This window comes from Mangrovimonas sp. ST2L15 (assembly GCF_001280515.1).
Taxonomy (GTDB): Bacteria; Bacteroidota; Bacteroidia; order Flavobacteriales; family Flavobacteriaceae; genus Mangrovimonas; species Mangrovimonas futianensis.
On the sequence record NZ_LBIQ01000052.1, the window covers coordinates 44,865 to 67,398 of the forward strand.

At 37.1% G+C, this 22,534-nt stretch carries 19 protein-coding genes; 15 read left to right on the forward strand and 4 right to left on the reverse strand.

Features of this window, described 5'->3' with window-relative positions; all coding sequences use genetic code 11:
- Window positions 1-15: 15 nt before the first annotated feature.
- The gene (locus ZA07_RS15260) at window positions 16-1,179 is read left to right on the forward strand and encodes a DUF3999 family protein (protein ID WP_053972631.1); all 1,164 of its coding nucleotides are present in this window, start codon (window positions 16-18) and stop codon (window positions 1,177-1,179) included.
- A gap of 115 nt (window positions 1,180-1,294) precedes the next feature.
- Window positions 1,295-2,047, forward strand: coding sequence for an SDR family NAD(P)-dependent oxidoreductase (locus ZA07_RS15265; RefSeq protein ID WP_053972632.1), 753 nt, complete (start codon window positions 1,295-1,297; stop codon window positions 2,045-2,047).
- Between the two features lie 64 nt (window positions 2,048-2,111).
- On the opposite strand, the gene ZA07_RS15270 is transcribed toward ZA07_RS15265, so the two are convergent.
- Window positions 2,112-5,519, reverse strand: coding sequence for an amidohydrolase family protein (locus ZA07_RS15270; protein WP_053972633.1), 3,408 nt, complete (start codon window positions 5,517-5,519; stop codon window positions 2,112-2,114).
- 191 nt (window positions 5,520-5,710) lie between these two features.
- On the opposite strand from ZA07_RS15270, the gene ZA07_RS15275 reads away from it, so the two are divergent.
- Together ZA07_RS15275 and ZA07_RS15280 are read left to right on the forward strand one after the other, a co-directional pair.
- The gene (locus ZA07_RS15275) at window positions 5,711-6,388 is read left to right on the forward strand and encodes an MBL fold metallo-hydrolase (RefSeq protein WP_053972634.1); all 678 of its coding nucleotides are present in this window, start codon (window positions 5,711-5,713) and stop codon (window positions 6,386-6,388) included.
- A gap of 21 nt (window positions 6,389-6,409) precedes the next feature.
- On the forward strand, window positions 6,410-6,736 hold the full coding sequence (locus tag ZA07_RS15280; protein WP_053972635.1) for a multidrug efflux SMR transporter: 327 nt from the start codon (window positions 6,410-6,412) through the stop codon (window positions 6,734-6,736).
- 16 nt (window positions 6,737-6,752) lie between these two features.
- Here the strand turns inward: ZA07_RS15280 and ZA07_RS15285 are convergent, their stop codons facing one another.
- Window positions 6,753-7,661, reverse strand: coding sequence for a sterol desaturase family protein (locus tag ZA07_RS15285; RefSeq protein WP_053972636.1), 909 nt, complete (start codon window positions 7,659-7,661; stop codon window positions 6,753-6,755).
- Window positions 7,662-7,718: 57 nt separating this feature from the next.
- On the opposite strand from ZA07_RS15285, the gene ZA07_RS15290 reads away from it, so the two are divergent.
- The 5 genes from ZA07_RS15290 to ZA07_RS15310 all read left to right on the forward strand — a co-directional run bounded on the left by ZA07_RS15290 (window position 7,719) and on the right by ZA07_RS15310 (window position 14,883).
- The gene (locus ZA07_RS15290; protein ID WP_053972637.1) at window positions 7,719-8,753 is read left to right on the forward strand and encodes an o-succinylbenzoate synthase; all 1,035 of its coding nucleotides are present in this window, start codon (window positions 7,719-7,721) and stop codon (window positions 8,751-8,753) included.
- Window positions 8,754-8,756: 3 nt separating this feature from the next.
- Window positions 8,757-9,713, forward strand: coding sequence for a CPBP family intramembrane glutamic endopeptidase (locus tag ZA07_RS15295; protein WP_053972638.1), 957 nt, complete (start codon window positions 8,757-8,759; stop codon window positions 9,711-9,713).
- Entirely contained in the window at window positions 9,713-10,768 is a 1,056-nt protein-coding gene (locus ZA07_RS15300) for an AMP-binding protein (RefSeq protein ID WP_053972639.1), read from the forward strand. Before ZA07_RS15295 ends, ZA07_RS15300 begins: the two co-directional genes overlap by 1 nt.
- A gap of 45 nt (window positions 10,769-10,813) precedes the next feature.
- Entirely contained in the window at window positions 10,814-12,472 is a 1,659-nt protein-coding gene (locus ZA07_RS15305; RefSeq protein WP_082316636.1) for a TonB-dependent receptor plug domain-containing protein, read from the forward strand.
- A gap of 116 nt (window positions 12,473-12,588) precedes the next feature.
- Window positions 12,589-14,883 (forward strand): VWA domain-containing protein, encoded by a 2,295-nt coding sequence (locus ZA07_RS15310; RefSeq protein WP_053972641.1) that lies wholly within the window; start codon window positions 12,589-12,591, stop codon window positions 14,881-14,883.
- A gap of 28 nt (window positions 14,884-14,911) precedes the next feature.
- Here the strand turns inward: ZA07_RS15310 and ZA07_RS15315 are convergent, their stop codons facing one another.
- Window positions 14,912-15,334, reverse strand: a complete 423-nt coding sequence (locus ZA07_RS15315) for a DoxX family protein (protein WP_053972642.1) — start codon at window positions 15,332-15,334, stop codon at window positions 14,912-14,914.
- 54 nt (window positions 15,335-15,388) lie between these two features.
- On the reverse strand, window positions 15,389-17,032 hold the full coding sequence (locus tag ZA07_RS15320; RefSeq protein ID WP_053972643.1) for an acyl-CoA carboxylase subunit beta: 1,644 nt from the start codon (window positions 17,030-17,032) through the stop codon (window positions 15,389-15,391).
- A gap of 152 nt (window positions 17,033-17,184) precedes the next feature.
- On the opposite strand from ZA07_RS15320, the gene ZA07_RS15325 reads away from it, so the two are divergent.
- The 6 genes from ZA07_RS15325 (at window position 17,185) to ZA07_RS15350 (ending at window position 22,455) form a co-directional block, all read left to right on the forward strand.
- The gene (locus ZA07_RS15325; RefSeq protein WP_053972644.1) at window positions 17,185-17,739 is read left to right on the forward strand and encodes an NADPH-dependent FMN reductase; all 555 of its coding nucleotides are present in this window, start codon (window positions 17,185-17,187) and stop codon (window positions 17,737-17,739) included.
- A gap of 10 nt (window positions 17,740-17,749) precedes the next feature.
- Entirely contained in the window at window positions 17,750-18,187 is a 438-nt protein-coding gene (locus tag ZA07_RS15330; protein ID WP_053972645.1) for a MarR family winged helix-turn-helix transcriptional regulator, read from the forward strand.
- Between the two features lie 17 nt (window positions 18,188-18,204).
- Window positions 18,205-18,930, forward strand: a complete 726-nt coding sequence (locus ZA07_RS15335; protein ID WP_053972646.1) for a pirin family protein — start codon at window positions 18,205-18,207, stop codon at window positions 18,928-18,930.
- A 99-nt stretch (window positions 18,931-19,029) separates the two neighbouring features.
- Window positions 19,030-19,212 carry a CAL67264 family membrane protein gene (locus ZA07_RS15340; RefSeq protein WP_053972647.1) on the forward strand — a complete coding sequence of 61 codons (183 nt, stop codon included), beginning with the start codon at window positions 19,030-19,032 and terminating at the stop codon, window positions 19,210-19,212.
- A 46-nt stretch (window positions 19,213-19,258) separates the two neighbouring features.
- Complete coding sequence (gene ettA, locus ZA07_RS15345; protein WP_053972648.1) at window positions 19,259-20,950, forward strand: energy-dependent translational throttle protein EttA; 1,692 nt, start codon at window positions 19,259-19,261, stop codon at window positions 20,948-20,950.
- Between the two features lie 176 nt (window positions 20,951-21,126).
- A complete protein-coding gene (locus ZA07_RS15350; RefSeq protein ID WP_053972649.1) occupies window positions 21,127-22,455 on the forward strand; it encodes an OmpP1/FadL family transporter in 1,329 nt (442 codons plus the stop codon).
- The last annotated feature ends 79 nt before the right edge of the window (window positions 22,456-22,534 follow it).

Below are 22,534 nucleotides of genomic sequence, written 5' to 3' on the forward strand. Positions count from 1 at the left end.
AAGTTTTTTGGCCAAATGAGTCAATATGACCACCAAAGGGAATTACTAGGTATATCCCAACCATGGCATAAAGTGATTCTACCAACCGATATGTTTGGTAAGATTTCACAAGATCTCTCTGATGTTCGCATTTTTGGATTGACGAAAGATAATGATACCATACAAGCTCCTTTTCTTTTGGAGGATACCTCTGATCAGTTTATTGTAAATGAAATTCAGTTTAAATTACTTAATACGTCATTACATAGCACAGGGTATTATTTCACTTTTGAAATTCCCTCCGAAGAGGTTATGAACCAAATGATCTTGGATTTTGAAAATGAAAATTTTGATTGGCATCTTACTTTACAAGGAAGTCAGGACCAGCAGGAATGGTTTACTGTCATGGAGGATTATAGGATATTGTCTATTAGTAATGGCCAAACCAACTTCAAATTTACAACATTAAATTTCCCAGATTCCAAGTACAGGTTTTTTCGAGTTCATATTCAGACAGACCAAAAGCCAGATCTAAAATCGGCCAGGCTTGTAAAAAATGAGAAAATTACGGGAACCTTAAAAACCTATGCCATTAAAAAAATGGAGGTTGAGCAAGACAAAATTAATAAACAGACGCTTTTGGATGTGGAACTACTTATGCCCGTTCGTATGAGTAGTATTAAAATCAATGTGAAGGATACCTTTGATTTTTATAGGCCTCTAAAAATCGAATATTTGGCAGATAGTATTCAAACTCAAAACGGCTGGAAGAATCAATATAATTTACTTACAAGAGGGACTTTGGCTTCTGTAAAGGACAATACGTTTCCCTTTGAAAGTACAACGGTTAAAAATTTTATGGTGATTATTGACAACAACAACAATCATCCTTTAATTATAGAAGATATAGAAGTAAAAGGCTTCTTATACCAATTGAAGGCGCGTTTTGTAGAGCCTGCAAAATATTATCTCACATACGGAAATAAAAGAGCCTTAAAGGCAGATTATGATATCTCGCGATTTAGTTCGCAAATACCTGATTCTTTAATCGTATTAGATCTGGGAATAGAAGAAAAGATAGAAAAAAAAGGATTGCATCATAAAGAACCACTTTTTAAAAGTAAGTTCTGGCTTTGGGGAATTATGATATTGATTATTTTAATTCTAGGATTCTTTTCCGTTCGAATGTTAAAGAAATAAGACTGGGATGAAAATCTTAGTGTCCTGTTCTTAATTTAACAGAATTATAAGGCTTTTAGAACTTTGAAGGGTAGGGGATTTCGTAAATTTGATAGTGAACTTAAAAATGTAAAAAATGTCATTATTAGATAATAAAATAGCATATGTTTCTGGAGGTGGATCTGGAATAGGGAAAGCTATTGCCCTATGTTATGCTAGGGAAGGTGCAAAAGTAGCCCTTTCAGATATAAATGAAGATCATGGAAAAACTGTAGTTGATGAAATCATTAAAAATGGAGGTGAAGCCTTGTTTATTTTGGCAGATTCTTCAAAAGCTGAAGATAACGAACGCATTGTAAAAGAAATTGTGGCGGCCTATGGCCGTTTGGATGTGGCGTGTAATAATGCTGGTATTGGTGGGCAAGTTGCCATAACAGGAGAATACGCAATAGATGCTTGGGATAAAGTAATTGCCTTGAACTTAAATGGCGTTTTTTATGCGTGTAGATACCAATTGGAGCAGATGGAAAAAAATGGTGGCGGAAGCATTGTAAACATGGCGTCCATTCACGGAATGGTAGCAGCTCCTATGAGTCCAGCATATACGGCTTCAAAACATGGAGTGGTAGGATTAACCAAAAATATAGCTGCTGAATATGGGCAGAAAAACATACGTTGTAATGCAGTGGGGCCTGGTTATATAGCTACACCTTTACTAGATGAAAATCTAGACGAGGAAACCAAAGCTTTTATAGCAAGCAAAGCCAGTATGAACCGATTGGGTAAGGCTGAAGAAATTGCAGAATTGGTGGTGTTTTTAAATTCAGATAAGTCATCCTTTACCACTGGAGGTTATTTTATAGCCGATGGTGGTTACACTGCTGTTTAATTTCTTTAAACTTTAAACAAAAAATAAAGGTTGCTAATTTAGCAACCTTTATTTTTTGTATGGATTAATTACCTATTCCAGGTAATCCTTCGGGCTTTTTAGTTTGCCAGTGAAACGTTTCAGCTTTTTGTTCCTTAGGCCATACTTCGTCTAAATTGTTGGCGTCATAAACCTTTCCGTTTTTAACAACATATTTGAGGGTATTGGTATTTCTTAATTCTTCCAATGGGTTTTCATCCATGATATTGATATCGGCTAATTTTCCAATCTCAATGGAACCAAGATCTTTTTCAAGTCCTAGAGCTGTGGCACCAATAATCGTAGCTACCTTTAGCGCATCATGATTTTTCATGCCGGCACTAGCTACCGCCCATAGTTCCCAATGATAACCTAGTCCTTGTAATTGTCCGTGGCTTCCAATACCTGCCAGTCCATCAGTTTCTACCAAGTCCTTCATAAATACGGCATGCTTTTTAAATACATGTTCTTCATCCATAAACCATGCTGGTCTTCTGCGACTTTTTTGTGCCAATTCTTCATAAGGAGTGAAATATTGAAGTTTTTGATCGCCCCAAACATTCTCTCTGGAGTAAAAGTAATTCTCTCCCCAAGGACCTCCATAGGCTACCAAAAGGGTAGGGGTTACTGCCATTTGTGATTGCGCAATTGTTTTAACCACATCCTCATAAATAGGATAGATAGGTAGGGCGTGTTCATGCCCAGGGTATCCATCTAATAATTGTGTCATATTCAATTTAAAATCCAAACCTCCTTCAGTTGTTGGCATTAAGCCGAGTTCTTTGGCTGCCATGATGACCCATTGGCGTTGTTGGCGGTTACCCACCAAGTACATTTTGATGGTTTTTGTTTGGTAGTATTCACTGTATTGTTTCAAAACTTTCTTGGCATGATCCAAGCTTTCAATTTGGTACATCCAGTAACCTACACCTGGTCCTGTACTATAGACTCTAGGTCCAGCTAGCATACCAGCATCAACCATATCGGCATAGGTTAGAACATCGGTGGTCATGGTTTGAGGATCTCTGGTAGTTGTAACGCCATAAGCTAAATTGGCCGAATACATCCACATTTGATTTTTATGAACACCCCAAGTAGGCCACATATGGGCGTGAGTGTCTACAAAACCTGGTGTAATTGTTTTTCCCGTCACATCAATCACTTGGGTGCCCGAAGGAATATTTAAGCTTCCGGAGGAACCAATGGCTTTGATGCGATTATTTTCAATAAGAAGGTCTCCATTTTCAATGACCTCGTCATCCTTCATGGTTATAATGCGAGCTCCCTGCAATAATAAATTCCCTTTCGGAGTATCTTTTTTGTAAAAAACCTTAATTTTTATCTCTTCCGCTTCAAAATCATCAAATTTTTCTTCCTTTTTGTCCATGATAATATCTTTGACCGTGCTATCCAATTTCTTGGTTGCTTCCAATTTCTCTTTTTGCTGCTTTTTTAGTTCAGCTATACTATCATTGAAGCGTTTGCCCTCGGCTAGATCATATCGGAAATGACTGGATCCAAGAGACCAATGGATGGTGTTACTATCATTTGACCAGGCAGGGAATTCGCCTCCTAAAACGGTTAATTTCATCGCTGGAAATGCTGCTTTTTCTGCTTTGGCAACAGAAATGGTAGGCGTTTTTCCATAACGCGGAATGGTAATGCTAAAAATATCATTATTAATTTGTGCTAAGGCTCTTTTGCCATCTGGTGAAATGAACACTTCACTAGGCTTGGAAGATTTATCATCTTCAGCTCGATTGTCATCCATTTGTGGCAAAAGACTCGGTTCATGACCTTCGCTATGATGGTCGCTAAACACATCATAGGATCCAAAAGTTTCAATTCCTTTTAGTTTTAAATGGCTTTTTTCATCTGTGCCGTCCCAACGAACAGAAAGCAAACCTTTCTCCGGATGACTTAAATAAATGCGGTCATCCACTTTTGTGAAATGTGGCTTTTCCCTGCCTTTGGTCTTATCTATAAAAGTAATGTCACCGCCATCTGAAGAAATCCAAACCAAATCCTCATTGGCTCTTTCTGCTACAGGACCAATGACATCTTTATAGGTTTGCGCCGAACTTCTGTGAAAGGCAATTCGATTTTGTTTGTAAGACCACCTAGGGAAGGTGTAGATTCCAGGTTCTTTGGTAAGTTGTATTGGTTTTCCTTTTCCATTTGCGCTGACTTTATATAAATGACCGCCATCATTTTTCCAGGTAGTAAATACAATTTGACTTCCATCTGGAGACCATGAAGGATGTGCTTCAGTAAAGGCATTGTCTGTAAGTCGTTTGGGTTTTCCATCAGGAAGTTCCATAATGTATAATCTATTTAAGGCTGTAAAGGCCAATTTGGAACCATCTGGAGACGGTTTGGCATCACGTATTTGCGTAATCAAAGCTTCTTCACTATCCTCGATAGGGTAATTGAATTTTACTCGAGGACCTAAATGCAATTTTAAATCCACAGTGAAAGGGATTTCCTTGGCTGTATTGGATTCGATAGAAATGGAATAGATTTTCCCACCGTATGAAGCGATTAAGTTTTTACTATCGGGTGTAAACGACATACCAGGAAGAACACCTAAAGGCGCAATGGACTCTTGTTCGTCTCGTTGAACCGGATAGGCTAACCATCGTTCTTCACCCGAACTTAAGTTGCGAAGTATTAAACCTGTTTCAGCCTCAAACCGTGTTCCGTAAACCAACCATTTGCCATCTGGTGATAGGGTAGGAGTGAAGGCGGAGCCATATCTGGAGGTAATAACAGCCATATCTGCGTCTTCCATATCATAGGTTCCTATTTGATATTGGGGCAACTGAGCGTTATAATTCCAAGCTTTGTTACGTTGTGAGAAATAGAGCAATTTACCATCCGCTCCAAAAGCTTGATCAATGGCCTTTAGATCTTTTGGCTTATCAAATAACTGACTTCCAGAGCCTCCATCTTTATGGTAGACGTGAAGTTTGATATTTCTGCGACCTTTACTGCCTATGAGATAATCACCATCAGGAGTCCAGACTACAGAAAAGAAATTATGCTTTTTCTCTTCGCTAATTTGTTTGTCTTTTTTGGTTTCCAAATCTAAGATCCAAATGTTATCGCAACCACTTTTATCTGAAATAAAAGCCAGAGATTTACCATCTGGGCTAAAACGTGGATGTACATCATATGCCATACCCTGAGTGATCTGGGTGGCTTTACCACCAGAAATCGGAATGGTATAAATATCTCCCATCAGGTCAAAGGCTATGGTTTTACCATCTGGGCTAACATCCACAGAAATCCAGGTTCCTTTATCTGTGCTAAAGGAAATAGTTCTTTCTGGTTCCAGAGGTAATTCTTTGGTAGCTTTTTTTAGACTGTCGGCTGGTTTTGTTTTTTGTTGGGCTTGAATTGTAAATTGAAGAAATAAAACAAGGGCAATGGAAAAGAGTTTTAAAATTTTCATTTAGAGATTGATTTTAGATAGTTAAATATAAGTAATTGATTTATAAGAAAATGACTTGATACTGTAATCGGCAAGATTTTTTTTTGTTTTGGTTAGGCGTTCCACTTTCATATAATAGATTTAGAGCTTATTTTTATTACTTTAGTATAAATTCCAACGTTTGGCTTTTTAAGAATTATTATAGCAGGCTCATGATTAACTTTTTAACTAAATTATTACTGTATTTTAGTATCGGTTTGGCACCACTTTTTATCACTAGTCAAACCAATGAAATACAAATTAAATTCATTGGGAATTGTGGCTTGTTCATGACTGATGGAACCATCAATTTGTATGTCGATTTTCCCTATAAATCGGGAGCTTATAGTTATATGGAATACGAGAATGAGGAAATTGAGCAAATTAAGGAGAATGCCATTTTTTTATTTACCCATAAGCATGCAGATCATTATTCATATAAACTATTAAAACCGTTTGAGGGTGAGAAATATGGCCCTTGGAATGTTGAAGAATTAAAAGAATTGGAATCGAAAAGTTTAGATTTTCAAATTGAACCTTTTAGAACAGAACACAAGGTTTATGGTATATCTTTTAAACATTATTCCTATGTGATTACGTGGCATGGAAAACGAATTTTCCTCTCTGGTGATACTGGGGATGTTGAGGTAATTAAAAGCTTGAAAGAATTGGATTTGGCATTTATGAACCCATGGATGTTTATGAATTTGCAAAATGAGAGAATTCCTGTAGAAACCAAAATGTTTGGGATTTATCATCTGTATCCCAATGAAAAGCTTCCTGAGAAAGTACCTTCCAATATTATTTTTTTAAAAGAGCAGGGGAGGCAAATAAGTATATCTTATGAGTAATTATAATTTCAAACATCAATTATGAATTGGGTTTTACTTATTATTGCCGGATTATTTGAAGTAGCCTTTGCTGCTTGTTTAGGGAAAGCCAAGGAGTCGTCAGGAAGCGAAGCCACATATTGGTATTTGGGCTTTTTAATTTGTTTAGCGATAAGTATGTTGCTATTAGTGAAAGTGTCTAAAGAACTACCCATAGGAACTGCTTATGCGGTTTGGACAGGAATAGGAGCTGTGGGAACTGTGCTTATAGGTATTTTTGTGTTCAAGGAACCAGCGACGTTCTGGAGACTCTTTTTTATTTCGACGTTAATTATATCGATTGTTGGACTCAAGTGGGTTTCGAATTAAACTTAAGGACCTTTTATCAGACTGATTTCTTTGAGGTTTTGAACCACTCCTCTCGCAAGTCATTGCTTAATTTTCCAGTGCCATCATGTTTCCATCCTGGTGGTTTGGTTACATAATTCCAGCGGTCTTTTAAGGTTTTCTTTCCCGTAAAAACATCTTTAAACATATAAACCCATTCTAAAAATGCAATTTTAATGGGATTGAAGGTGTTGAGGTTTTTAACTAGTCCGTATTTGACCTTTTCGGTTTCCAATTCGGGTTGAAACGTACCAAAAAGTTTGTCCCATACTATTAGAATGCCAGCATGGTTTCTGTCTAAATAAATGGGATTACTTCCATGATGTACACGATGATGGGAAGGTGTATTAAATATAGCTTCAAACCATTTTGGTAGTTTGTCAATAGCCTCCGTATGAATCCAAAATTGATAAAGAAGACTAATTGACATCTGAAGCATGATCATGGCTGGGTGAAACCCTACCAACGGCAACCAAAGCCAAAAAATAAAGGAATAGAAACTGCCAGACCACGTTTGTCTAAGAGCCGTACTTAAATTGTAATGTTGTGACGAATGGTGAACCACGTGTGAAGCCCAAAATAAGCGGCATTCGTGTGAAACACGATGAAACCAATAGTAGGATAGATCATCAGCAAAAAATAACAAGACAAAGCTCCACCAAGTAACGGGAATAGTAAAAAATCTAAGATGTTCGTAAACCAGAAAAAGGCATCCTAAAACGATGGCTTTACTCAAAAAGCCTAAAAAGACATTGCCCAATCCCATAGCAATAGATGCAAAGGCATCTTTAACTTCATAGCCCTTGGTTTCCTTAAATTTTGAGCGTGTTGTTACAAACAATTCCACCAACATAGCCAAAATAAAAAATGGAATGGCGAATAAAATAATATTTGGAAAATCTGGCATATATCTTTTAAAAAATCTCTCTAAAATAACCATTTTTATCAGTAATTTTGAGATGTGATGACAGCAGAGTACAAACAACACCAACTTCAGTTTAAAAAACCTAGCGGTACATCAAGAGGCATATTAAAAACCAAAGAAACGTGGTTTTTCATTTTAGAACAGAATGGTAAAAGGGGAATAGGAGAATGTGGTATATTAAGAGGACTAAGTGCCGATGATAGACCTGATTATGAGCATCAATTAAAATGGACATGCCACAACATTTCATTGGGGCTACCCGCACTATACGAGGCTAATAAAGAATTCCCCAGTATTCAGTTTGGATTGGAAATGGCCTTTAAATCTCTAGAAAGCCAAACACCATTTGAACTGTTTCCTTCTGCATTTACAAAAGGAGAGGATTCTATCGCTATCAATGGTCTTATTTGGATGGGCAATGAAGATTTTATGAAAGAGCAGATTGAATCTAAACTGTCCACTGGCTTCAATTGTATTAAAATGAAAATTGGTGCCATTGATTTTGAGACCGAATTCAAGTTGTTAAAGTCCATAAGAAAAAGCTTTTCTAAAGAAGAAATAGAAATAAGAGTGGATGCTAATGGTGCTTTTCATCCTTCAGAAGCCTTGGATAAATTAAAAAAATTGGCTGAATTGGATTTGCATTCCATTGAGCAACCCATAAAACAAGGTCAATTTCAAGAAATGGCACAACTTTGTGAGCTTACGCCTTTTCCTATAGCCTTAGATGAAGAATTAATTGGTGTTTTTGATGTAACAAGTAAGCAGGAATTGCTACAAACCATCAAGCCACAATACATTATTTTAAAACCTAGTTTTGTGGGAGGATGGCAAGGAAGCCAAGAATGGATTAATTTGGCAGAAAGAGAGAATATAGGTTGGTGGATTACTAGTGCATTGGAAAGTAATGTGGGTCTTAACGCTATTGCGCAATGGACTTACACACTAAAAAATAGGATGCCACAAGGGTTAGGGACTGGTGGTCTTTTTACTAATAATTTTGACAGCCCTCTAACGGTAAGTGATGGTACGTTAGAGTACCAGAATAATTTAAATTGGAAATTTAACTTGTAGTTTATGTATATAACCCAAGCGTTTAATGTGCTGCATGATTGGTGGCGCTATTTGATAGGTCTTTTAGTTGTTATTTTTGCCGTAATTATTGGTCAAATACCCTTCACGGTAGCCGTATTTTTTAAGGCATTTGAAAGCGGCGAGAATATATTTGGTATGGATGAAACCCAAATGATGGGCATGTTGGAATCCAACCTTAATTTATTTCTCATGTTATTGTCTTTTGCAGCAGGTTTGGTTGGCGTCTTTTTTGTGGTCAGGACTTTACATAAACAAACAATTACTTCCTTAACAACAGCACGAAAAAAAATAGATTGGGGGCGTATTTTATTTGCCTTTTTGCTTTGGGGCATTTTGAGTTCTTCCTTTGTTGTAGCAGATTATTATATGAACCCAGAAAATTACCAATGGAATTTTAAAATGATCCCATTTTTAATCCTCTTGTTGATTTCTGTGGTGTTTATCCCCTTGCAAACCAGTTTTGAAGAGTATTTGTTCCGGGGCTATTTAATGCAGGGATTAGGTGTTATATCAAAAACTAGATGGTTGCCTTTAGCAATTACTTCACTTATTTTCGGTTTGTTACATATTGCAAATCCCGAAGTAGAAAAAATGGGCTACATCATTATGATTTATTACATAGGAACGGGACTTTTTCTTGGAATTATGACCCTTATGGATGATGGTATGGAATTGGCTTTGGGTTTCCATGCGGCCAATAATTTGTTTACTGCTTTGTTGGTTACCGCAGATTGGACAGCGTTTCAAACACACTCCATTTTAAAGGATATTTCCAATCCGACTGCTGCTGGTTTTTTTGACGTTTTTTTACCCGTTTTTGTTTTATTCCCAATCTTATTATTCATATTTTCGAAGAAATATCGATGGACCAATTGGAAGGACAAGCTTTTTGGTCATGTAGAAGAACCTATTAAAGAAGATTATAAAATTTTAGACTGATGATTCCAAAGTTCGATAAAATCCATAACCGTTTCAAACTCAACGAGTATCATTTTGCTCAAGATGATTTAAAGGAAGTCGCTTATAGCTACATAAAAGAAGGTTTACCCTATGAGAAGAAGGTGGGTGATTTTATTAATAACTGGATGGATGACAGTCCGCTCATTACCATTCAATCTTCTGGTTCTACAGGTGCTCCAAAAGAATTTCATGTAGAAAAACAAGCCATGGTTAATTCGGCGATTTCTACCGGTGATTTTTTCAAATTAAAACCAGGTGATAGCGCCTTACATTGTTTACCTATTAATTTTATTGCTGGGGAAATGATGTTGGTTAGAGGTCTTATTTTGGGCTTGGAATTGGATGTTGTTGAACCTAAATCCAAAATAGTTTTAACCAAAGACTATGATTTTGCTGCCATGACACCTATGCAATTGGAAAATAGCTTGGACACCATTGAACATGTCAAAATTTTAATCGTTGGAGGAGCTCCCATTTCAAAAGAATTGGTGGCCAAAATCCAACACATTTCTACCCGTGTTTATATGACTTATGGTATGGCTGAAACTTTAAGCCATATTGGGTTAAAAAAATTAAATCATACCACAAAAAAGAACGCTCCATACAGAACGCTACCTAAAATTACGGTTTCCAAGGATGACAGGGGATGTTTGGTTATCAATGCCCCTAGATTATCTCAGGAACCTATTGTTACCAATGATTTGGTTGAGATTTATTCTGAAACTGAATTTGATTGGTTAGGAAGAGTTGATAATGTTATTAATTCAGGTGGGATAAAATTACTTCCAGAGTTGATGGAAGCCAAGATTCAGGACCAAATGGATAGACGTTTCTTTTTCGCCTCCCAACCAGATCCTACATTAGGAGAGAAGGTCATTTTGGTGGTTGAAGGAGATTTCAATGTGGTAGAGCCGAAAGTTTTTGAAGCTTTGGATACCTATGAGAAGCCCAAAGCCATTTACAATATACCTCAATTTGAAGAAACTTCTTCTGGAAAAGTAAGGAGAGAGGAAACGCTTAAAAGGATTTTGTGATTCGTAAGAATTTCTTGTATTTTTAGTAGGTAAACTACTTAAGTTATGAGAAATCTACTGATGATTTTCCTGATATTGCTGGGGGTGAATCTATACGCCCAAAATGAACCAATCAGGAATCTTTATGGAACAGTTTATGATGAAGAATTAAAGCCTTTTTCAGGAGTTCAGGTTACCCGTAAAGGATTTTTTGAAAAAACGAAAACGGATGAGGAGGGAACTTTTACTATAAAAGTTAAAGCCAACGATACGCTAGATTTTCATAAGAATGGTTATTTACCTAAACGTACCATTGTGGGAAATACCACATTACAGGTAGTTTATATGAGGCGGGAACCAGTGTTTGAAGATCAGAGACGATCTAAACCTGCAGACGGCGCTTTAGGAATGAAAAAAGATCCGAACTCCATCGTTTATGCCTATCAAACAGTAAATTCAGAAGATTTAAACATTGGGAGGAGTTCTAATGTCATAGAGGCTTTAGATAGTAAGGTAAGTGGATTAACTCTGACGACTCCTAATCCAGGATCATCTGTTGTAAAAAGGGCAGAAGAAACAAAAGAAATTAGGTTAAGAGGAATCAGGTTTTTAACGACAAACAATTCTGCTTTAGTTGTAATTGATGGAATTCCTTCAACTTATCAACATTTTGCAAATTTAGACCCCAGATTGATAGAGTCTGTTACTATTTTAAAGGGAGCAAATGCAGCTGTTTTATACGGGGCGCGAGCAGGCAATGGAGTGGTTATGGTAAAAACGAAGAAATCTGTTCAAACTGGTCGTCAAGAAAATTATGTTCCCAATTATTCCACTGAAACCTTTTATTTCAAAACACCAAAAGTTGATTTAAAGGAAAAGACTCCTGATTTTATTAACAAACTTGAAAGGGCAGGGAGTATGGATGAGGCTTCAAGCGTTTATACCAATTATAGTCCGAAAAAGAATGAAATTACCTCATATTATGTAGAGGGCTATAAATTTTTCTCATCCCAAGGACAGGAGGATAAAGCTGCTTCTATCTTAAAGCAGCTGTTGGACAGCTCATTTACAAACCATTTCACATTAAGGGCTATGGCTTACCAATTGGAGAGTGAAGGTCAATTGGAAGCGGCCAATTTGTTTTACAATAAAATACTTTCCTTACAACCTCAGGATGGCAGGTCTTATCGCCAACTGGCTTTATCCAATTACGAAGTGGGTCAGTTTGAAAATGCCTATAATCTATTTAATAAATTGTACAATAAGGATCTTATGGAAAAGTTGGAAGTCTCCAACTATCAGAAGGTTCAGGAAGTAAGTTATAATGATGTGGGTAAGGTGTTGATGCAACTTGAGGATTATGCCGACAAAAATTTAAAAATTCAATACAAGTTGCGAATATTGGTAGATTCCAATCGGGATGATGTGGATATCAATTTGAAATTGATTGATCCCAATAGAGAAATAAGCAGTAATGACCATATGAAGACCGAAATGGGAGGTAATTTTTTTAGCATGTACGGTTTAGTAGAATATACCAATTCTACGGCTCAAATGGGAGCATATTATCTTATGGCAGACTATCAAAATAAATCTGATAAACCTGTTTATTTAAAGCTTACCGTATTTAAGAATTATGGTAAACCCGAAGAAACTCAGGAGATCAAAGTGATAAGGCTCTTGCCGAAAAAGAAAGAACAAATTCTCTCCAAGATCGAATTTTAAGCACTGACTAGTTCATGCTGATGCTTCCCTAAGCCAAAGGTATAGTTGCCTAAATATCATTGTTTTGATTGGTTTGTAGGATTTAGTTTTATGCTAAATCAATAAACACACTAATCATGAAAGCAATTTTAAATACCTTATTTGTTTGCTTAATTAGCTTACAAATATCAGCTCAGGAAATGACCGTTTCTGGAATGATAGCAGACGAAAATGGTTTACCATTACCCGGAGTCAACATTGTAATTAAAGGAACCCAAGAAGGCACCCAAACAGATTTTGATGGAAAATATACCATTAAAGCTCAGGTCGGCGATGTTTTGGTTTATACCTATGTAGGTTATGTGACTACTGAAAAAAAAGTTGAAAGGCAGACAGGTTTCAGTTTTGCCATGGAGCCTGATGTTCAAAGCATAGATGAAGTTGTAATATCCGTTCTTGGCACCAAGAGAAGTCTTAATCAAATTACAACATCTAGCCAAGTGATAAAGGCAGAAGAACTAAGTCAGGCACAAAACCCAAATTTAGTCAATAGCTTATCTGGAAAGGTTTCTGGCCTACAAATTAATAATGGAAATCCTAATAAAAAGCAGAATACGCGCATAGTTTTAAGGGGAAACCGCTCAGTAAATAGAAATAGCAATACTATAATTGTTATTGACGGGGTTATTTCCTCAGAGAAGGAATTATCCAAAATAAACCAGAAGAATATCAAAAATGTAGAGATTTTAAAAGGAGCCAATGGAGCTGCATTATATGGGGCTCAAGGAGGTAACGGCGTCTTGGTAGTTCAAACAAAAAGTCAGGGCAAATCCAAAAAAATTAAAGAAGCGCCCTTATATATTGTAGATGGAATGCCCATAGCCCAAGATAATAATTCATTGGTTGAATCCATTGCAAAGGACAGTATTCACTCAAAGGTTGTTTATGACAAAGCGGAGGCTAAAAAGAAATTCGGGAGAATAGCTAAAAATGGTTGTATTGTAATCACAACACAAGGTGGGAATTTTAGAATTTCTGATAACGAAAGTTATGCAACGATCCAAGAAAACAATTTTGAGAATGTTCATTCCTCACCTTTGTCTACATTTTCTATAGATGTAGATAAGGCAGCATATAGCAACATTAGGCGAATGATTAATAGTGGTTATGTTGTGGAACCTGATGCCGTCAAAATTGAAGAAATGGTGAATTATTTTTCTTATGATTATCCGCAGCCTACGGGAGAGCATCCCTTTTCCATTAATACAGAGGTGGTGGAAACACCGTGGAATAATGACTCCAAATTGATACGTATTGGTTTGCAGGGAAAAACCATTGAAAACAAGAATTTACCACCATCCAATTTAACTTTCTTGATAGATGTCTCTGGCTCTATGGGTTCAGAAAATAAGCTCCCGCTTTTAAAGCAAGCATTTAAACTTTTGGTCAATCAATTACGAGAGGATGACAAGGTTTCTATAGTGGTTTATGCAGGGGCTGCTGGAATGGTTTTAGAGCCTACTTCAGGAAAGTTTAAATCTAAAATAATCAATGCTTTGGACCGATTGGAAGCCGGTGGATCCACGGCCGGTGGTGCCGGGATTACTTTGGCTTATGAATTGGCCGAAAAGCATTTTATAAAAGGAGGGAATAACCGTGTGATTTTGGCCACTGATGGAGATTTTAATGTCGGAGCCTCAAGTGATAAGGATATGAAGCAACTGATAGAAGAAAAAAGAAAATCGGGTGTGTTTTTATCGGTACTTGGGTTTGGATATGGTAATTACAAAGATTCTAAGCTTGAAACTTTGGCAGATAAAGGGAATGGCAATCATGCCTATATAGATAACATGCAAGAAGCTCAAAAGGTATTTGGGAAAGAGTTTGGAGGCACCCTTTTCACCATCGCCAAGGATGTAAAGATTCAAATAGAGTTCAACCCAGCTAAAATACAAGCCTATAGATTAATAGGATATGAAAACAGAATGTTGGCAGATGAAGACTTTATTGATGATACAAAAGATGCGGGAGAATTAGGCAGTGGTCACACGGTTACCGCTTTGTATGAGGTAATTCCCGTGGGTGTCAGCAGTAAATATTTAAGAGAAACACCAGATTTGAAATATACAAAACCAACAAATGTCAACGCTTCGAATGAATTATTTACCGTAAAATTTAGATACAAAAAGCCTGATGAAAACTCCAGTATTGAGATGGTACATGTGCAACGGGATGAGTTGAATTCTCCAAGTGTTGATATGAAGTTTAGTGCAGCAGTAGCCTTGGCTGGTATGCAGTTACGACATTCTAAATATGCCAATGATACCAGCCTAGAAGATGTTGTTGCTTTGGCGAAAGAGGGTAGAGGGCCAGATAGAAATGGGTATCGCGCAGAATTTATCCGACTGATTCAAACCTATCAAGGAATTTAAAAAAAAAGCGACCAATTGGTCGCTTTTTTTACTGTTGCATTTTAAAGTAATAGTCAGCAGAATGCTTTCCCGAGCCATAAAAAATGAAGAAAATACATACCATCAGTGTGGCTGTGGCGACAATAAGGTTGCCTACATGCATTTCTCCTACAAAATTGATCATTATAGCTCCAATCAAAATTGGTAATTGGGCAATTATGGCCCAACGTGTCAATAGACCGAAAGCTATCAACATACCTCCAATAAAATGTGCAGGAGCCACATAATGAACAGTAATCATACCTCCCGCTAAATTTTGAATAGGAGTAAAGAGATCCATTAATATTTGGGTGTTGCTCATGAAGTGTATTCCTTTAATAAAAAGAAAGACACCTAGAGCCACCCGTACGGCATCTAATGGGTAATACGTATGCGCATTTGCCCACTTGTTAAGTGTTTTAATTGTTCCCATCGCTATTAATTTGTTGATTGTTAATGCTTAAGGTACGAAAAAAACACGATTATTCTAAACTTGTAACACCCCTAAATTAAATTGTTTCTCAATAGGAGCATGATTGGCGGCCTCTATTCCCATTGAAATCCATTTTCTGGTGTCCAAAGGATCAATGACGGCATCGGTCCACAATCTAGCTGCGGCATAGTAAGGGGACACTTGATTGTCGTATCTTGCCTTGATTTGATTAAATAACTTTTCTTCTTTCTCTTTGGTAATCTTTTCTCCCTGTTTTTCTAAGGATGCCTTTTCAATTTGAAGTAAAACTTTAGCTGCCGAATTACCACTCATGACAGCAAGCTCAGCACTAGGCCAGGCTACAATCAATCTAGGGTCATAGGCTTTACCGCACATAGCATAGTTTCCTGCTCCGTAGCTATTTCCTATGACGATGGTGAATTTAGGAACAACCGAGTTACTAACTGCATTCACCATTTTTGCTCCATCCTTAATGATGCCACTATGTTCACTTTTACTCCCTACCATAAAGCCCGTCACATCCTGTAAAAAAACCAAGGGTATTTTCTTTTGGTTGCAGTTAGCTATAAATCGGGTCGCTTTATCGGCAGAATCATTGTAGATCACGCCACCAAACTGCATTTCACTTGGTTTGGTTTTAGATTTTGTCGTTTTTACTAACGTCCGTTGATTGGCAACAATACCAACAGACCAACCGTCAATCCTTGCATAACCCGTGATAATGGTTTTACCATAACCTGCCTTGTATTCTTCAAATTCTGAACCATCTACCAAGCGTTTGATAATTTCATACATATCGTATTGATCGGCTCTACTCTTAGGTAAAATACCATAAATATCACTTGGATTTTCTTTAGGTTTTATGGCATCTTTTCTGTTGAATCCTGCTTTGTCAAAATCTCCTATTTTATCTACAATATTTTTAATAGTATCCAAAGCATCTTTATCGTCCTTGGCCTTATAATCAGTAACGCCACTCACCTCACAATGTGTAGTGGCACCTCCTAAGGTTTCATTATCAATAGATTCACCTATGGCAGCTTTTACCAAATAACTTCCTGCCAAAAAGATGCTTCCCGTTTTATCAACGATCAAAGCTTCATCACTCATGATAGGAAGGTAAGCCCCACCGGCAACACAACTGCCCATAACAGCAGCAATTTGGGTAATCCCCATACTGCTCATTACGGCATTGTTTCTAAAAATGCGTCCAAAATGCTCCTTATCTGGAAAAATTTCATCTTGCATGGGTAAATAAACCCCGGCAGAATCTACTAAATAAATGATTGGTAGTTTATTTTCTATAGCAATCTCTTGAGCTCTCAGGTTTTTTTTACCTGTGATAGGGAACCAGGCCCCGGCTTTTACAGTCGCATCGTTAGCGACTACAATACATTGTTTCCCTTGGATGTAGCCTATTTTTACAACAACGCCTCCAGAGGGACAGCCACCATGTTCGGCATACATACCATCCCCTGCAAAAGCACCAATTTCTATATTTTTGGAGTCTTTGTCCAGCAAGTAATCGATGCGTTCCCTGGCCGTTAATTTGCCCTGAGAATGCTGTTTTTCAATCCGACTTTTTCCACCACCCATTTTCACTTGGGCCAATTTGCTTTTTAAATCGGAAACTAAAAGTTTATTATAATCTTCGTTCTTATTGAAGTTAATATCCATGTTTGTAAAGTTTGTGTGTGCTAAAATACAAAACTTGTTAGGACTCAAATCGCTCTAGTCAGAAAAATGAAGGTAGTAAGCTTTTAATTAGTTTCCTTGGAAAATAAATTAAATTGTCATATATTTGCCATGGAAAATAAATTAAATAGGATATGAAAAAAATAATAGCATTTGGAGCCAGTATTGGGAAAGCATCCATCAACAAGCAATTAGCAAGTTATGTTGGAGAGTTAATGGAAGGGGTAGACTATGAGGTTCTGGATTTAAATGATTTTCCTTTACCCATTTATAGTGTCGATTTAGAAGCTGAAATGGGAGGGCAACCAGCCAATGCTCATTCATTTTTTAAAAAATTACAAGAAGCAGACGGTATAGTGATTTCTTTAGCAGAGCATAATGGCGCTTATTCTGCTGGGTTTAAGAATTTGATGGACTGGGTTTCTAGGATAATGGGAGAGTTTTTTGAAGGTAAACCAGTATTTTTGATGGCTACGGCGCCAGGTCCTCGTGGTGGAAAATCGGTTTTAAATATTGCAGAAAATAGGTTTCCTTTTCATGCTGCCGACATTACAGGTACTTTTTCAATGCCCATGTTTTATGACAATTTTGTAGATGGAGATATTGTTAATGAAGATTTAAAGATGGAACTCAATCGTTACTTAGATATCTTCCAGGCAGCCGTTGTAACTGAAGCGCAATTAGTATAAATTTTAAATTATGGGTGATATTTCAAAAGATGTAAATTCCAAATTCAAAGACCAGCATACCAAGGCTTTGATAAATATTCTATACACGGCGGGCTGGATAACAGCCAAACAAAATACTTTTTTTGGAACGTTTGGATTATCACCGCAGCAATACAATATTTTAAGAATTTTAAAGGGAGCCAAAGGCCCTTTAAGAGCTCAAGTTGTTAAAGAACGTATGATAGAACGTTCTCCCAATGCAACTCGTTTGATGGATAAACTATGCGCTAAAGGCTTAGTAGAGCGTTTTGATTGTAAAGAAGACAGAAGGGTAGTTCATGTGGTAATTACCAATAAAGGTTTGGAGCTTTTGGATGAGATTTCAGACGACTTTAATGACGAATGGCTTAAAAATATTTCAGAAGAAGAGGCAACACAATTAAGTGATTTGCTCGATAAACTAAGATGAAGAAAGGAGATTAAAAAATGAAAACAGTAGTACATAAAGCAGAATCCAGAGGGTTTGCAAACCATGGTTGGTTGCAGGCGAATCATTCCTTTAGCTTTGCAAGATGGTTTGATCCTGAGAGGATTCATTTTGGCGCCTTACGTGTTTTGAATGATGACATAGTGGCTCCTGATATGGGATTTGGAACTCATCCTCATGATAACATGGAAATTATAACGATTCCTTTGAAAGGGGTGTTGAAACATAGGGACAATATGCATGAAAAATGGCAGCCAGTAGTTCCTGGTGAAGTACAAGTAATGTCAGCTGGAACAGGTGTTCAACATTCCGAAATAAATGGAACCAGCGATGAATACCTTAATTTGTTTCAGATTTGGATTATTCCAGATACCCAAGGGGTTTCGCCTAGGTATGATCAAAAGACATTTTCTGATGAAGACAGAAAAAATGAATTGCAAGTGCTTGTCAGTGGTATGAATTCTGGATATGATGGCAGTTTGAAAATTCACCAAGATGCCAAAATCTCTAGAATAGATTTAGATACTAATAAAGAGTTCACTTATAAAGTTTCTAGTGAAAACCACGGTGTCTATATGATGGTGATTGATGGCGATATTGCTATTGAAAGTCAAGAATTAAAGACTCGAGATGCCATAGGTATTTCAGAAACTAATGATTTTTCTCTAAAAGCAATAACTGAAAGTCAGTTGCTATTTATTGAAGTGCCCATGATTGTGTTATAAATAAGCTTTGGAACTTCAAAGGAAGCATCACGTAAGTGGTGCTTTTTTTTATTTTAAAAAACACGATATTTGTATTTTAAAATTAAAAACAAATTAAAGATGGCAATGAACAAAAATACTGTGTTAGCCTGGGCGACATGGATCATGATATTAGTAGGATTGAGTTTAATAGCGTTGGGAGCTTTTAGATATGATGATGTAGCTGGTTGGGGCTTTGCTTCAGTGGGTATCGGATTTTTTGCCATAGCATGGGTTTTTAATGCTTTGAAAGGAAGGGTATAGCTAAATCTTATCTTCAAATTTATTTTACTTAAAACAATTACAATTTATGAGCGACGATAAAAAAGTCATTTTTTCAATGGCCGGTGTTACTAAAACATACCAAAGTGCCAATACACCAGTTCTAAAAAACATCTATTTAAGCTTCTTTTATGGGGCCAAGATTGGTATCCTAGGATTGAATGGTTCTGGTAAATCGACCCTTTTAAAAATTATTGCAGGAGTTGACAAGAATTACCAAGGAGATGTAGTTTTTTCTCCGGGTTATTCGGTTGGCTATTTGGAGCAAGAACCTCAATTGGATGAGAATAAAACGGTTTTAGAGGTAGTCAAGGAAGGCGCAGCAGAAACAGTAGCCATTTTAGAGGAGTACAATAAAATCAACGATATGTTTGGTTTGGAAGAAGTCTATAGTGACCCAGACAAAATGGAAAAGTTGATGAATCGTCAAGCAGAACTTCAGGATAAAATTGATGCCTCCAATGCTTGGGAACTAGATACTAAACTAGAGATAGCCATGGATGCTCTTAGAACGCCAGACGCTGATAAAAAAATTGGAGTTTTATCGGGAGGTGAAAGACGTCGTGTTGCATTATGTCGCTTGCTTTTGCAAGAACCAGATGTGTTGCTGCTTGATGAGCCTACCAACCACTTGGATGCGGAATCTGTTCATTGGTTAGAGCATCACTTAGCACAGTATAAAGGAACTGTGATTGCTGTGACTCACGACCGTTATTTCTTGGATAATGTCGCTGGGTGGATATTGGAATTGGATCGAGGAGAAGGTATTCCTTGGAAAGGAAATTATTCTTCTTGGTTGGATCAAAAATCAAAGCGATTGGCTCAAGAACAAAAACAAGCGAGTAAGCGTCAAAAAACTTTGGAGCGCGAGTTGGAGTGGGTTAAGATGGCTCCTAAAGGTCGTCAAGCTAAGCAGAAGGCCCGTTTGAACAATTATGACAAACTTATGAGTCAAGACCAAAAACAATTGGATGAGAAATTGGAAATATATATACCTAACGGTCCAAGACTTGGTACTAATGTAATTGAAGCCAAAGGCGTTAGTAAGGCTTATGATGATAAATTGTTATATGAAGATTTAAATTTTAAATTACCACAAGCAGGTATTGTGGGAGTGATTGGTCCCAATGGAGCTGGTAAAACAACTATTTTCAGAATGATAATGGGCGAAGAAACACCAGACAAAGGAACATTTGAAGTTGGGGATACGGCAAAAATTGCCTATGTAGATCAAAGCCATTCCAATATTGATCCGAACAAAACCATTTGGCAAAATTTTAGTGATGAGCAAGAGTTGGTCATGATGGGTGGCAGACAGGTCAACTCCAGAGCTTATCTAAGTCGTTTCAATTTCTCAGGTAGTGAACAAAATAAAAAAGTGAATTTACTTTCTGGAGGGGAAAGAAACAGATTGCATTTGGCAATGACGTTAAAGGAAGAAGGTAACGTATTGTTATTGGATGAGCCTACCAACGATTTGGATGTGAATACACTTAGAGCTTTAGAGGAAGGTTTGGAAAACTTTGCAGGATGTGCTGTAGTCATATCTCACGACCGTTGGTTTTTAGACAGGATATGTACGCATATCTTGGCGTTTGAAGGAGACAGCCAAGTGTATTTCTTTGAAGGAAGTTTTAGTGACTATGAAGAAAATAAAAAGAAACGTCTAGGAGGTGATTTGATGCCCAAACGGATTAAGTATAAAAAACTTATTAGATAGTAATTTGTAAGCCTGCTTTTAGCAGGCTTTTTTATATCCTTCAGTTTTCTTATTTGGTTGGGAACCTTAATCATTTATATGATTTAAATCATGATAAATGGCATAATGCAATTGTAAATTTGTTATAGTAAGAAGCTAAACAACTATCAGGATCTCCATAGTTTAAATTCATTCCTATGAAAACACAAATTATAACACCGTTACTTTTGCTAGTCACAACTATGTTTTTTGCTCAATCTGGTCATATCATGCAGGGAGTAGGAGCAGTTAATATGTCTATGGGAGGGGCAGCAACCGGTCAGCCATTAGATATTTCTGGCGCTTTACAGTGGAACCCCGCTGCTATTTCACAATTTGATCATAACACTTTGAAGTTAGATGTGGGACTCTTTTTTTCATCACCAAAACTTTATTCGACGGTACCAGAATTTGGTCAAGACGGTCAGCCAACTGGCAATTTTTTTAGTGGTAGTACAGCCGATGATAGAGGTTCTTCTGTTATGCCTAACCTAGCTTATATTTGGAGTAAAGAAGGCAGTAAACACACCTTTGGTTTTTCTGCGTTTGGAATAAGTGGCTTTGGAGTCACCTTTCCAGAAAGTATGACTAATCCAGTTAATATGCCACAGTCAATGGGAGGATTTGGACGCATTGAATCTGATTATATGCTATTGCAAATAGGTCTCTCTTGGGCTTATGAACTTTCAGAAAAATTTTCCATTGGGGTACAGCCAAATTTTGATTTTGCCACCCTTGAACTTATGCCGAATCCCACGATGTACCCAAATTCATCAGGTTATCCAAGTACAGATAAAGCATCTGCTCTAGGTTTTGGAGCTCAATTTGGAGTGTTCTATAAGTCGGAATTTGGACTTAAAGCTGGGGTTTCCTATAAAACAAAACAATCTTTCGCTGATTTTGAATTTGATAATACGTATCCAAATGGTGAAACCGCTAAAAACAATTTCCAAATGGACTATCCAGCAATTTTCTCTATTGGGTTGGGGTATTCGTTATCCAATTTTGATTTTGCCTTAGATTATCGTTTTGTTGATTATGAGAACACAGAAGGTTTCGCCAATACAGGGTGGACAGAAAATGCATCGGTTGCGGGATTTGGCTGGAATAACATATCCATAGTTTCAGCTGGAATACAATTTAGGGGTATTAATAAGTTACCCTTACGATTGGGATATACTTATAATTCAAATCCAATCCCAAGCGAAGTAACTTTCTATAATATCCCAGCCACAGCTGTTATTAAGAATGCCTATCAATTTGGTTTAAGTTATTTGGTCAATAAAAACTGGCAATTGGATGGAGTTTTCCACTACGGTGATAGTTCTGGAAAGACATCGGGTTCATTGCTAAATCCTATGTTTGCTGATGCATATCCACCATATGGGGCAATTCCTTATAGTGAGGTCTCATACGATATGACAACTTCCATGATTATGTTGGGAATAAGCTATAAATTTAATAGCGGGCAAGAGAAGAGTAGGTAAGCTAAATTATTAGGTATTACAACCTTTTGAGTCTTGAAAAGCAGAGACTGTCATTTACAAGAAAGAAGGATTACTTTTA

Coding starts and splice junctions, on each gene's coding strand:
- ZA07_RS15330 (WP_053972645.1), top strand. CDS start 17,750: ATGGGTGATATTTCAAAAGATGTAAATTCCAAATTCAAAGACCAGCAT.
- ZA07_RS15310 (WP_053972641.1), top strand. CDS start 12,589: ATGAAAGCAATTTTAAATACCTTATTTGTTTGCTTAATTAGCTTACAA.
- ZA07_RS15305 (WP_082316636.1), top strand. CDS start 10,814: ATGAGAAATCTACTGATGATTTTCCTGATATTGCTGGGGGTGAATCTA.
- ZA07_RS15295 (WP_053972638.1), top strand. CDS start 8,757: ATGTATATAACCCAAGCGTTTAATGTGCTGCATGATTGGTGGCGCTAT.
- ZA07_RS15325 (WP_053972644.1), top strand. CDS start 17,185: ATGAAAAAAATAATAGCATTTGGAGCCAGTATTGGGAAAGCATCCATC.
- ZA07_RS15270 (WP_053972633.1), bottom strand. CDS start 5,519: ATGAAAATTTTAAAACTCTTTTCCATTGCCCTTGTTTTATTTCTTCAA.
- ettA (WP_053972648.1), top strand. CDS start 19,259: ATGAGCGACGATAAAAAAGTCATTTTTTCAATGGCCGGTGTTACTAAA.
- ZA07_RS15280 (WP_053972635.1), top strand. CDS start 6,410: ATGAATTGGGTTTTACTTATTATTGCCGGATTATTTGAAGTAGCCTTT.
- ZA07_RS15265 (WP_053972632.1), top strand. CDS start 1,295: ATGTCATTATTAGATAATAAAATAGCATATGTTTCTGGAGGTGGATCT.
- ZA07_RS15290 (WP_053972637.1), top strand. CDS start 7,719: ATGACAGCAGAGTACAAACAACACCAACTTCAGTTTAAAAAACCTAGC.
- ZA07_RS15340 (WP_053972647.1), top strand. CDS start 19,030: ATGGCAATGAACAAAAATACTGTGTTAGCCTGGGCGACATGGATCATG.
- ZA07_RS15335 (WP_053972646.1), top strand. CDS start 18,205: ATGAAAACAGTAGTACATAAAGCAGAATCCAGAGGGTTTGCAAACCAT.
- ZA07_RS15320 (WP_053972643.1), bottom strand. CDS start 17,032: ATGGATATTAACTTCAATAAGAACGAAGATTATAATAAACTTTTAGTT.
- ZA07_RS15315 (WP_053972642.1), bottom strand. CDS start 15,334: ATGGGAACAATTAAAACACTTAACAAGTGGGCAAATGCGCATACGTAT.
- ZA07_RS15350 (WP_053972649.1), top strand. CDS start 21,127: ATGAAAACACAAATTATAACACCGTTACTTTTGCTAGTCACAACTATG.
- ZA07_RS15285 (WP_053972636.1), bottom strand. CDS start 7,661: ATGCCAGATTTTCCAAATATTATTTTATTCGCCATTCCATTTTTTATT.
- ZA07_RS15300 (WP_053972639.1), top strand. CDS start 9,713: ATGATTCCAAAGTTCGATAAAATCCATAACCGTTTCAAACTCAACGAG.
- ZA07_RS15275 (WP_053972634.1), top strand. CDS start 5,711: ATGATTAACTTTTTAACTAAATTATTACTGTATTTTAGTATCGGTTTG.
- ZA07_RS15260 (WP_053972631.1), top strand. CDS start 16: ATGAGTCAATATGACCACCAAAGGGAATTACTAGGTATATCCCAACCA.